Annotated in this window: 9 protein-coding genes and 3 pseudogenes; 5 read left to right on the top strand and 7 right to left on the bottom strand. The window is 70.5% G+C overall.

The genetic code is table 11. From position 1 onward, the window contains the following. Positions 1 to 889: decaprenyl-phosphate phosphoribosyltransferase (locus FPZ41_RS40815; protein WP_152869190.1), on the top strand; the 889-nt coding region annotated here is incomplete at its 5' end. 106 nt (positions 890 to 995) lie between these two features. After that, positions 996 to 2009, top strand: a complete 1014-nt coding sequence (locus FPZ41_RS40810) for a YihY/virulence factor BrkB family protein (protein ID WP_152869188.1) — start codon at positions 996 to 998, stop codon at positions 2007 to 2009. A 250-nt stretch (positions 2010 to 2259) separates the two neighbouring features. Here the strand turns inward: FPZ41_RS40810 and FPZ41_RS40805 are convergent, their stop codons facing one another. Next, entirely contained in the window at positions 2260 to 3528 is a 1269-nt protein-coding gene (locus tag FPZ41_RS40805) for a D-alanyl-D-alanine carboxypeptidase family protein (protein WP_407698889.1), read from the bottom strand. 91 nt (positions 3529 to 3619) lie between these two features. Here FPZ41_RS40805 and FPZ41_RS40800 point away from each other — a divergent pair, with 91 nt between their 5' ends. Both FPZ41_RS40800 and FPZ41_RS40795 read left to right on the top strand, forming a co-directional pair. Further along, positions 3620 to 3862 (top strand): SCO4848 family membrane protein, encoded by a 243-nt coding sequence (locus FPZ41_RS40800; protein ID WP_131571092.1) that lies wholly within the window; start codon positions 3620 to 3622, stop codon positions 3860 to 3862. 16 nt (positions 3863 to 3878) lie between these two features. Continuing rightward, on the top strand, positions 3879 to 5198 hold the full coding sequence (locus FPZ41_RS40795) for a metallophosphoesterase (RefSeq protein WP_152869184.1): 1320 nt from the start codon (positions 3879 to 3881) through the stop codon (positions 5196 to 5198). On the opposite strand, the pseudogene FPZ41_RS40790 reads toward FPZ41_RS40795, so the two are convergent. Both FPZ41_RS40790 and FPZ41_RS49105 read right to left on the bottom strand, forming a co-directional pair. Then, positions 5164 to 5540, bottom strand: a pseudogene (locus FPZ41_RS40790) (ATP-binding protein); the annotation flags it as partial. The gene FPZ41_RS40795 and the pseudogene FPZ41_RS40790 sit on opposite strands and share 35 nt — an antisense overlap. 40 nt (positions 5541 to 5580) lie before the next feature. After that, positions 5581 to 5764: pseudogene (locus FPZ41_RS49105) on the bottom strand (DNA-binding response regulator); the annotation flags it as partial. 190 nt (positions 5765 to 5954) lie between these two features. Here FPZ41_RS49105 and FPZ41_RS40780 point away from each other — a divergent pair. After that, positions 5955 to 8368: pseudogene (locus FPZ41_RS40780) on the top strand (MMPL family transporter). Here the strand turns inward: FPZ41_RS40780 and FPZ41_RS40775 are convergent. From FPZ41_RS40775 to FPZ41_RS40760, 4 genes are all read right to left on the bottom strand, one after another. Next, entirely contained in the window at positions 8361 to 8978 is a 618-nt protein-coding gene (locus FPZ41_RS40775; RefSeq protein WP_152869182.1) for a Uma2 family endonuclease, read from the bottom strand. The pseudogene FPZ41_RS40780 and the gene FPZ41_RS40775 overlap by 8 nt on opposite strands. 90 nt (positions 8979 to 9068) lie before the next feature. Then, positions 9069 to 9740 carry a TetR/AcrR family transcriptional regulator gene (locus FPZ41_RS40770; protein ID WP_322621361.1) on the bottom strand — a complete coding sequence of 224 codons (672 nt, stop codon included), beginning with the start codon at positions 9738 to 9740 and terminating at the stop codon, positions 9069 to 9071. A 139-nt stretch (positions 9741 to 9879) separates the two neighbouring features. After that, complete coding sequence (locus tag FPZ41_RS40765; protein WP_152869194.1) at positions 9880 to 10383, bottom strand: thiol-disulfide oxidoreductase DCC family protein; 504 nt, start codon at positions 10381 to 10383, stop codon at positions 9880 to 9882. Between the two features lie 18 nt (positions 10384 to 10401). Further along, a complete protein-coding gene (locus FPZ41_RS40760; RefSeq protein WP_152869179.1) occupies positions 10402 to 10809 on the bottom strand; it encodes a hypothetical protein in 408 nt (135 codons plus the stop codon). Positions 10810 to 10897: the final 88 nt, after the last annotated feature.

The raw sequence follows: 10897 nt of genomic DNA, 5'->3' as shown, positions 1-10897 counted from the left end.
CCGTCCCCGCGGCCTCGCCCTCGGTCTCCTGCGCACCGCCCGCCCCCGCCAATGGGCCAAGAACGTTCTCGTCGTGGCCGCCCCCGCCTCGGCCGGTGAGCTCTTCTCCGCCCGCGCCCTGATCCAACTCCCGCTCGTCTTCGTCCTGTTCACCGCCTGCGCGGCCGCCGTCTACCTCGTCAACGACGCCCGGGACGCCGAGGCCGACCGCGCCCACCCGGTCAAGCGCCACCGCCCGGTCGCCGCCGGTCAGGTTCCCGTACCGGTCGCGTACGCCGTCGGAGGCACCCTCGCCGTACTCGCGCCCGCCGCCGCGGCCTGGCTCTGCTCGCCGCGGACCGCGGCTCTGCTCATCGCGTACCTCGGGCTCCAGCTCGCGTACTGCTTCAGCCTCAAGCACGTCCTCGTCGTCGACCTCGTCGTTGTCACGACCGGGTTCCTGATGCGGGCCATGGCCGGCGGGCTGGCGCTCGGCATCCCGCTCTCACGCTGGTTCCTGATCACCACCGGCTTCGGCGCGCTGTTCATGGTCGCCGCCAAGCGGTACTCCGAGGCCCTTCAGATGGCCGGGAAGCAGGGGGCCACGCGCGTGCTCCTCAACGAGTACACCGTCGGATATCTGCGCTTCGTGTGGCAGCTTGCCGCCGGGGTCGCGGTGCTCGGCTACTGCCTGTGGGCCCTGGAGGAGGGCGGGCTGCCGCACACGGGCCTGCTGCCGTGGCGCCAGCTGTCCGTGGTCGCCTTCGTCCTGGCGATCCTCAGGTACGCCGTCTTCGCCGACCGCGGCACCGCGGGCCAGCCCGAGGACGTGGTGCTCCGCGACCGTGCGCTCGCGCTCATCGGGGCGGTGTGGATCGCGATGTACGGCCTGGCGGTGGCCCACTGGTGAGGGGCCGCTCCTCGGCACCCTGGTGACGGCCCCTGCCTGCGGTTTCGGGGTACTCGGACATGGTCTTCCGGAGCGGGGGCAGAGGCAGAGGAAACTGAGAGGGATCATGGACTGGCTGAAGAAGCTCCCAGTGATCGGCCCGGTGGTGGCGTGGCTGATGACCACGCACGCGTGGCGGTCGTACGAGCGGCTGGACCGCGTGAAGTGGACGCGGCTGGCCGCGGCGATGACCTTCATCAGCTTCCTGGTGCTGTTCCCGCTGCTGACCCTGGTCGCCACCGTGGTCGCCGCGACCCTCGGCAAGGACCAGCTGAAGGAACTCGAACACAGGATCGCCGAGCAGGTGCCGGGGATCGCGGGCAAACTCGACATCGGCGCACTCGTCAGCAACGCGGGCACGGTGGGGATCATCGCGGGTGCCCTGCTGCTGTTCACCGGCATCAGCTGGGTCGGCGAGATGCGGGGCTGTCTGCGTACCGTCTGGGAGAAGCCGGACCCCGAGGAGAACCCGGTCCTGAGCAAGGCCAAGGACGCGGGCGTGCTCCTCGGCCTCGGCGGCGCGCTCCTGGTGAGCCTCGCCGTCTCCACCGTCGCCTCGGCGATGGTCGGCCGGATCACCGAGCAACTCGGCCTCGACCGGAGCGGCTGGGGCGGCGCGCTGCTCCAGGCCGCCGCCTTCGCCATCGCTGTCCTCGCCGACTTCCTGATCCTGCTGTACGTCCTGACCCTGCTGCCCGGCGTCCGTCCGCCGCGCCGCCGCCTGATGGTGGCCGCGTTGCTGGGCGCGGTCGGCTTCGAACTCCTGAAGCTGCTGCTCAGCGGCTATATGCAGGGGGTCGCCTCGAAGAGCATGTACGGCGCCTTCGGCGTCCCCATCGCCCTTCTCCTCTGGATCAACTTCACCGTGAAACTGCTCCTGTACTGCGCGGCCTGGACGGCAACGGACAGCAAGGGGGCGGAACAGACGGTGGAACAGGCGGCGGCACAGGAGGTGGAACCGCCGGCGGAACAGCAGGAGCGGACGGACCGTCCGAAGGAAAGCGAAGCCGGCACGGACGAGAAGCCCGACAAGCGCCCCGACCACTCCTCCCACTCCTCGCTGCACCGCCGCTCCCCGTAGGGCCCTTCTGGTGGATCTCCGCGGCGTCGCGACGCCCGGCACGCACTCCCCCACTCTCGGCTTCGCTCGAGCGGGGGGACCCCCATGCCGCACGGCGCGAAGGGACAGGTGGCTCCGCCACATGACCCTCCACACCGCACGCCTGGGGGTCCCCCCACGCCTTTAAGGCAGTGGGGGAGCACGCACCGGACGCCGCTCCTTCCTCCACGGAGATCCACCAGAAGGGCCCTAACCGCAGCGGAGCGAACCGTCACCGACGGCGACGCATCAGCTCCGGCAGCGGCCACCGGCGATTGACCAGAAACGCCCCGCCCGCCACAAGCGCCAGAACACCCCCGGCGATCCCCAGAGCAACCCCGATACCGCTGGACCCGGAGGTACCCGCGGCCATCGGCTCGCCCCCCGTGGCGCCCGAGGCGGACGGGGACGCCGTGGCCCCCTGCCGGCCACCGTTCCCGGTGGCCGCGCTCTTCGGCGGCACCAGCTCACCCACCGGCGTCACCTTGTCCGCGGCCTGGAAACCCCAGTCGAAGAGGCGGGCGGTCTCCTTGTAGACCTCGTTGTACTCGTCCTTCTCCGGGTTCATCACCGTGACCAGCAGCACCCTGCCGTCGCGCTCGGCCACACCCGTGAAGGTGGAGCCCGCGTTCGTCGTGTTGCCGTTCTTCACACCCGCGATGCCCTGGTACGCGTCCAGGCCCGTGTCACCGGTCAGCAGCCGGTTGGTGTTCTGGATCTCGAAGGACTCCCGGGTCGTCTTGCCCTTCTTGTTCTTCTTGGTCTCGCCGGGGAAATCGGCCCGCACGGTCGAGCAGTACTCGCGGAAGTCCTTCTTCTGCAGGCCGGACCGGGCGACGAGGGTCAGGTCGTACGCCGACGACACCTGCCCCTTCGCGTCGTAGCCGTCCGGGCTGACCACGTTCGTGTCGAGGGCCTGGAGCTCCTCGGCGTGCGCGTTCATGTCCTTGACGGTCTGGTCGACGCCGTCGTTCATCGCGGACAGCACATGCACCGCGTCGTTGCCGGAGCGAAGGAAGACGCCGAGCCACAGGTCGTGGACCGTGTAGGTCTCGTCCTCCTTTATGCCGACCATGCTGGAGCCCGCGCCGATGCCCGCGAGGTCGGAGGGCACGACCTTGTGCTCCTCCTCCTTGCTGAACTTCGGCAGCAGCGTGTCCGCGAACAGCATCTTCAGGGTGCTTGCCGGCGCCAGCCGCCAGTGCGCGTTGTGGGCGGCCAGCACATCACCCGACTCGGCGTCGGCGACGATCCAGGAGCGCGCGGTGATGTCCTTCGGCAGGACCGGGGCGCCGGCACCGAGGTCGGCCTGGGTGCCCGGTGTGCCGAGCCGTTCGCCCCCCACGGTGGACATCTTCGCCGGGGGTGTGACCGACGGCGACGCACCGGGCGAGGGCTTGTCGGCGGCCAGGGCGGCCGGGGCCACCGTCAGCGACAGGGACAACGACATGGCGGAAACGACCAACAGGGATCGCCTGGCGGTCTTCAAGGAGGCGGGCACGACCGAGAAAGTACATGGCTCCGACCGACTGGTCCTACCGCTGCCCCCACCCGGTCGGCGAAGCCCAACGCCCAAAGGTAATACTGGGCCCATGAAGCTCAGCCGCCCCCTCTCCTGGTTCCTGCTCGCTTTCGGGGTGTGGAGCTGGGTCATCTGGATCACTTTCGTCAAGAACCTCTGGAACGACGGCAGCGGGCTCGCGTTCGACGACGCGGGTGATCCGACGGCTTACTTCTGGGTGCACCTGACGCTCGCCGTCGTCTCGTTTGTCCTTGGGACGGCCATCGGGGTCATCGGGTTGCGCGGACTGCGCGCACTGCGTCCGACGTCATAGTGGGGAATACGGCGGAATGGTGATTGTCTTCATACTCGCGGCCCTGGCCGTCCTGGCCGCGTTCGGTGCCCTGCACTGGTACGCCTGGCGGCGCCTGGTGCGGGACACGACAGCCGGGCCGGGAACCGCCCGCCGGGTGGGCACGGCGGTGTTCGTGGCCGGGCCGGTGCTGCTGTTCGCGGCGTTCGCGGCCGAGCGCGGCGGCGCCCCCTTCTGGCTCCAGCAGGTGCTGGGCTGGCCGGGCTTCATGTGGCTGGCGCTGTCGCTGTACCTGCTGCTGGCGCTGCTGGTCGGAGAACTCGTACGCCCGCTGGTGCGGCGTCTGGTGGAGCGGCGCGCCGCGGCCCCCGCCCCCGCCACCGCGACGGAGCCGGTGCCGGTGAGGGAGACCGAGCCCGTCCCGGCCGGCCCCAAGCCCACGGAACCCACTGACCCTCCGGCGCCGGCGGAGTCCACCGCTCCCGCGGCCCCGGCCGAGCCCGCCACGTCCGCGGACCCGGCGCCCACCGCCCCCTCCCGTCGCCTCTTCGTCTCCCGCGTGGTCGGCGGAGCCGTGGCCGCCGCCGCGGTCGGGACCGTCGGGTACGGCACGTACGGCGTCGTGCGCGGCCCCAAGGTGAAGCGGGTCACCGTGCCGCTGGCCAAACTGCCGCGCTCCGCCCACGGGTTCAGGATCGCCGTGGTCAGCGACATCCACCTCGGGCCGATGCTGGGCCGGGGCTTCGCCCAGAAGGTCGTGGACACGATCAACGGGACCCAGCCCGACCTCATCGCGATCGTCGGCGACCTGGTGGACGGCACGGTCGAGGACCTGGGCCCGGCGGCGGCCCCGCTGGCGCAGCTGACGGCCCGCCACGGCGCGTACTTCGTCACCGGCAACCACGAGTACTTCTCCGGCGCCGAGCAGTGGGTCGACGAGGTACGGCGACTGGGCCTGACCCCGATGGAGAACGCGCGCCGGGAGCTGCCCGCCTTGGACCTCGCGGGCGTCAACGACGTGGCGGGCGAGGACGACGGCCAGGGGCCGGACTTCGCCAAGGCGCTGGGCGACCGGGACACCTCGCGGGCCGTCGTCCTCCTCGCCCACCAGCCGGTCCAGATCAACGAGGCCGTCGACCACGGCGTCGACCTCCAGCTGTCCGGCCACACCCACGGCGGCCAGATGTGGCCCGTGAACTTCGTCGCGGACGCCGCCAACCCGACCCTGGCGGGACTCGAACGCCACGGCGACACCCAGCTGTACGTCACCCGCGGCGCGGGCGCGTGGGGGCCGCCGGTGCGCGTGGGAGCCCCCTCGGACATCACCGTCGTGGAGCTGGCGTCGAAGCAGGCCTGAGCGGGTTCGGGGAGGGCCGTCGGCCCTCCCCCCAACTCGGCAGCGTGACCGTCACTTTCAGGCCCTTGCCCGGGGCCGTCCGCACCACCACATCGCCCCGTGGGCCTCGACGACCGCCTGCGCGATCGCCATCCCCAGACCGCTGCCCGCGCCGCGTCCCGCGCGGAAGAAGCGGTCGAAGACGCGGGCCGCGTCCTCTTCCGCGAGCCCCGGCCCCTCATCGGCGACGCACACCCGTACGACCCCGTTCACGCGCTCCAGCATCCCCTTGTCGTACAGCTGGAGGTAGCCGCGGATCGCGGACAGCGACGTGCGCAGCTCGTGCGAGGCGTCCGCGACGAAACCGGCGCTGCTGTTCCACCTCCCGTCCTCCAAGGGCCGCACAGGGCCGCGTCGGGCCGGGTGCGCTCGGCGAGGGCGAGCGCCTCACGGACGGTGCCCGCGGTCATCACCTCGAAGCGGTGGTAGCGCAGGGCGATGGCGAGGACGTCCGCGATGCTCTCCTCGTCCTCGACGACGAGGACGGTGGCTCCCTCGTATCCGGCACCTTCGTCGTTTCCGCTCATGCCCTCAGTATCCGCACGGGGGTTAACACGGAGGGCCGCTCCCGCTTTGGAGTTCCTTTAGAGCCTTGGAGTTCCTTGAGAGTCACGGCCGCCTCATGTCCCCGCGTCCCAGCCTGCGCCAATGCTGTTGCCCAGGACCTGGGGGACCAATCGACTGTCGTACGTACAAGGAGTGTTGATCGTGGCGACATTGGCACGGTGGTGCTATCGGCACCGGCTGGTGGTCCTATTGCTGTGGCTGGGGGCGCTGTTCGGTCTGGGCGCGGCGGGTTCGTCCGCCGGGACGGACTACGCGAACGTCTTCACCCTGCCGGACACGGACTCCAAGCGGGCCAACGACCTGATGGAGAAGGCCTTCCCACAGAGCGCGGGCGACACCGACACGGTGGTGTGGAAGACGGACACGGGATCCGTACGGGACGAGTCCGTACGGTCGCGCATCGAGCCCGCGCTCCAGGAAATCGCGGGGATGAAGGGCGTCGGCCAGGTCACGAGCCCGTACGCGGCCGGAGGCGGCGGCGCCGGACAGATCAGCCAGGACGGGCGGATCGCGTACGCCCAGGTGACCTTCCCCGAGCAGTCGAACGCCATCCCCAAGGAGCTGATCGAGGACGTCGTCGACACGGCCCAGGGTGCTGAACAGGCCGGCCTCCAGGTGGAGCTGGGCGGCCAGGCCATCGCCCGCGTCCAGGAACCGCCGCAGGGCCTTGCCGAGCTGGTGGGCATCCTGGCGGCGGCGGTCGTCCTCTTCCTCGCCTTCGGCTCGCTCTTCGCGATGCTGCTGCCGATCGTGGTGGCGATCGCCGGCGTCGGCACCGGCATGATGGCGACGGCGCTGCTCAGCCATGTCACGGACGTGCCCGAAATCGCTTCGCTGCTGGGCTCGTTGATCGGCCTGGGCGTCGGTATCGACTACGCACTGTTCATCGTCACCCGGCACCGGCGCGGCATCCTGCGCGGGGTGAGGCCCGAGGACGCGGCGGCGACGGCCCTCAACACCTCCGGGCGCGCGGTGCTGTTCGCGGGCAGCACGGTGTGCATCGCGCTCGCCGGCATGCTGGTGATGAACCTGAAGTTCCTGAACGGGGTCGTCCTCGCGGCCTCGCTGACCGTGGTGCTGAGCGTCCTCGCGGCCGTCACGCTGCTGCCCGCCTTGCTGGGGCTGCTCGGCATGCGGGTGCTCAGCCGCCGGCAGCGGCGCCGGCTCGCCGAGGCAGGACCCCAGCCGGAGGAGGCGAGCGGTCTGGCGGCGCGCTGGTCGTCGTACGTGCAGCGGCGCCCGCGCTCGCTCGCGACACTGGCGGTGGTCGTCATGGCGGTGCTCGCCATCCCCGTCCTGTCGATCCGGCTCGGCGCCACCGACCAGGGCAACCACCAGGAGCCGACGACGACGCGGCAGGCGTACGACCTGCTCGCCGAGGGTTTCGGGCCCGGCTTCAACGGGCCGCTCCAGGTGGTCGTGGACGGCTCGGCACCCCAGAAGCTGCTCACGGCCATCGAGAGCACCGAGGGCGTGGCACGGGCGGTCGCCGTCCCGCCCGCGAACGGCGTCTCGTTGATCCAGGTGGTGCCGGCGACGTCACCGCAGTCGGAGGAGACGGACGAGCTGATCGACCGCCTGCGGGACGAGGTGATCCCGCAGTCCGGGGCCAAGGCCCATGTGGGTGGCGTCACGGCGGTCTTCAAGGACTTCGCGGCCGTGACCGCCGACCGGCTGCCGTACTTCCTGGCGGCGATCATCACGCTCGGCTTCCTGCTGCTGCTCCTGGCCTTCCGCTCCCTGGTGGTCCCGCTGACGGCGGCGCTGATGAACCTCGTCGCGGCGGCGGCGTCCTTCGGTGTGCTGGTGGCGGTCTTCCAGTGGGGCTGGGGCCTGGAGCTGATCGGCATCGGCAAGGAGGGCCCCATCTCGGCGTTCCTCCCGGTCATCATGCTCTCGCTGCTCTTCGGCCTCTCGATGGACTACCAGGTGTTCCTGGTGAGCCGGATGCACGAGGAGTGGGTCCGCTCCAAGGACAACGCGCGGGCCGTGCGCGTCGGTCTCGCCGAGACGAGCCGGGTCATCAACTCCGCGGCTCTGATCATGATCTGTGTGTTCTCGGCCTTCGTGCTCAGCGGCGAACTGGAGGGCGCGATGTCCGGCGTCGGCCTGGCGGCCGCGGTGGCCCTGGACGCGTTCATCCTGCGCACGGCCCTCGTCCCGGCCGCGATGCACCTGCTGGGCCGCGCCAACTGGTGGCTGCCCGCCGGGCTGGACAAGCGGCTGCCGCATCTGACGGTGGAGCCCGGGGAGGAGGCCGGGGCCGAGACCGCGCCGGCCGAGGGGTCCACTTCGGTGATCCACGGCTTCGTCCGCACGGAGGAGGGCGAACCGGTGCGGGGCGCGCGGTGACCCTGCTCTCGGAGGGCGGGCGTCAGCTGGACCGGGTGGCGTCGCCGGCGGGCGGGTCGTAGATCGTGCCGGGGCCGGGGGAGTATCTGCTGGCGACCGCGGCTTCGCCGTACGGGTCCCGGGCGGACCAAGTGGCCGTAGGGAACGGGCCGTTGGTTTACGACGTGGAGTTGACGGAAGTGTCGGAAGACGAGGTGGACGCCGTCAGTTAGCTTTCTTCTGCCCGGCTTTGATGATCTGCTCCACATCAAGGGTGACCTCGGCGCCGATCGTGTCGGGCAGCGTGACGGTCTCGCCGGGAGCGTGGACGCGGTGGTTCCCGTACTCGCTCCCGTCGGGCTCGGTGAGGACGTGGAGGCGCTGGTGCTTGCGGTCGACGATCAGATAGACGGGCACCTTGGCCTCGGCGTAGGCGCCGACCTTGGTCTTGAGGTCGTCCTTCCAGTTGCTGGAGGTGACCTCCAGGACGAGGCGGAAGCAGACAGGGTCGTACGCGTTGTTCTCGACGAAGTGGTCGTCGATGTCGGCGTCCACCACCACGAGGTCGGGGATGGCGTAGTCCTCGGCGCCGGTGGGCAGCCAGAGGCCGACGCTCTGGAGGACCTCGGTCTCCTCGCCATGCAGGCCGGCAGCAAGGAAGGGGACCATGAGGCCGGTCAGGGCCCGGGCGTGGGGGGCATCCGGTGATGGGGTCACGAGGAGGTGGCCTCCGATGATCTCGACGCGGGTGCCCGGATGGCGCTCCATGATCTCGTCGGCGATGGCCGTGAGCGAGAACGGCTGGTCGTCGTCGAAGGGCTGCTCGATGGATGCAGCGGACATCGCGTGCCTCCTAGGGGCTGGTGTCGAGAGCATCATCGTAGGCAGGTCGCATGCCAGGTGTCCCATTCGAACCGCTTCACCCGAAAGTGATCAACCCGCCCGCCCCTTGCCCCCAGGATCCGGCAAGACCCTGGTCATCCCCGGCAAGAAGTCGCTGAACAGCTCGTGCACCTCATGGACGAGCGGCCGCAGCACCCGGAACCGTGCCAGTGAAACCCCCCGGGTCGTGAGCCGGGCCCCCCGCTCGGCGAGCCGGTAACTGCGCTCGCGGCCCTCCGCCCGGTCGAACACCCAGTACAGCACCAGCCCCATCTGGGACAGCCACATCAGCTCGGGCAGCACCTCGCGGAGTTCGTCGGGCACCTTGGCCTTCGACCCGGCCAGCACCTCCCGGTGGAGGGCCATGGCCTCCTCCCGCGGCTTCTTCGACTCCGGCGAGAAGGGGCTGAGCGGACTGTCCGGATCGGCCGCGTTCTTGAAGAACTGCGCGGCGAACTCGTGGTACGGCTCGGCCACGTCCAGCCACGCCTTGAGCACCCCGGCTATCCGCGCCTCCAGATCGGTCTCCCGCTCCAGCACCGGCCGGACCGCCGCCAGGTGCTCGGCGCCGATCCGGTCGTAGAACCCCTGGATCAGGTGCTCCTTGCCGGCGAAGTAGTAGTACGCGTTGCCGACGGAGACCCCGGCCTCCTTCGCGATGGCCCGCATCGTCGTCTTGTCGTACCCGCGCTCCTGGAAGAGCCGCAGCGCGGTCTCCAGGATGAGCGCGCGGGTCTGTTCGGACTTGGCGGAACCACGCGGCGAGGCCGGGGCGGAGCCGGGGCTCGGGCTGGGGTCCTTCTCGGGCCGGGGGCCCTCGGCCGCGTCGGCCGCTTCGCGAACTGCTGGCACGGAACAGAGCCTAACGAGTCGGGCAGGTACCGCTGTCGCAGCCCGGTGGGTTGTACGTCCACCCGTACCGCGGGTCGTAGGCCCAGCCGTCACCACGCCGGTACACGCCTCCGCCCCACCGGCTCTCGCCCTGCGCCTGACGCCACTTGGCCGCGGCCAGGACGGCACCCCTGGCGAACCACGCCCCGGCCGGGGTGCTCAGCCGGTGGGCGAGCGGTCGCTGCTCACGCAGCGCCCAGAGGCACACGATCCAGGCGGCGGACCCGCGGTACACCTGCCCCGCGTCGCCCACGACGGTGATCTCGTCGAGGGCGGCCCGGTGATCGAGCGAGGGGAAACGGCGCCGGGCCTCTTCCTGCCCCGCCGCCACGAACTCCAACGGCACCAGTTGCGGTTGCCGCCCCAGCCACTCCCGGACGAACCGGCACAGCGAGCACTCGGCGTCGTACAGCACGGTGAGCCCGCGCACCGGGACGCGTGCGGCGTCCCGGTCGCGTACGGCGATGGCGTCCATCGGCGTCGTCACGTCTCGTCACGCCTTGGCCGAGGAGGCGACCCAGTCCTGCGGCGCCACGGGCGGCACCTGCTCCCGCTCCATGACCCCACGCCGCCGGATCTTGTTCAGCACGAACACGTTGCCCAGGTGCAGCGCTCCGAGCACGAGCAGCACGACGCCGAGCTTCGCCGAGACCGCCTCGAAGACCCCGCGGGGGTCGGCGACCGCTCCGTCCTGGTTCAGGTAGAGGGCGACGAACCCCAGGTTGACGAGGTAGAAGCCCACCACGAGCAAGTGATTGACGGCGTCGGCCAGCTTCTCGTTCCCGCGCAGCACATCGCCGAGAAAGATCCGCCCGTTGTGGCTCAGCGTCCGCGCCACCCAGACCGTCAGCCCCACGCTGACCAGCAGGTAGATGGCATACGCGACGACCGTGAGGTCCATGTCCCCACCCCTTCTTGAACACGTTCAAAAGGTTCTTGGCAGGAACCGTACTCCTCTTTTTGAACACGTTCAAGGGAGGGGTTGGGGG

It is taken from the genome of Streptomyces acidicola, from assembly GCF_009377235.1.
Lineage (GTDB): Bacteria > Actinomycetota > Actinomycetes > Streptomycetales > Streptomycetaceae > Streptomyces > Streptomyces acidicola.
Note: the sequence above shows the minus strand (reverse complement) of the source record. Positions and strands in the feature narration are given on the sequence as shown.

Excerpts from the sequence above, each read along its gene's own strand:
- FPZ41_RS40810 (WP_152869188.1), top strand. The coding sequence starts at position 996 with ATGGACTGGCTGAAGAAGCTCCCAGTGATCGGCCCGGTGGTGGCGTGG.
- FPZ41_RS40800 (WP_131571092.1), top strand. The coding sequence starts at position 3,620 with ATGAAGCTCAGCCGCCCCCTCTCCTGGTTCCTGCTCGCTTTCGGGGTG.
- FPZ41_RS40795 (WP_152869184.1), top strand. The coding sequence starts at position 3,879 with ATGGTGATTGTCTTCATACTCGCGGCCCTGGCCGTCCTGGCCGCGTTC.
- FPZ41_RS40775 (WP_152869182.1), bottom strand. The coding sequence starts at position 8,978 with ATGTCCGCTGCATCCATCGAGCAGCCCTTCGACGACGACCAGCCGTTC.
- FPZ41_RS40765 (WP_152869194.1), bottom strand. The coding sequence starts at position 10,383 with ATGGACGCCATCGCCGTACGCGACCGGGACGCCGCACGCGTCCCGGTG.
- FPZ41_RS40760 (WP_152869179.1), bottom strand. The coding sequence starts at position 10,809 with ATGGACCTCACGGTCGTCGCGTATGCCATCTACCTGCTGGTCAGCGTG.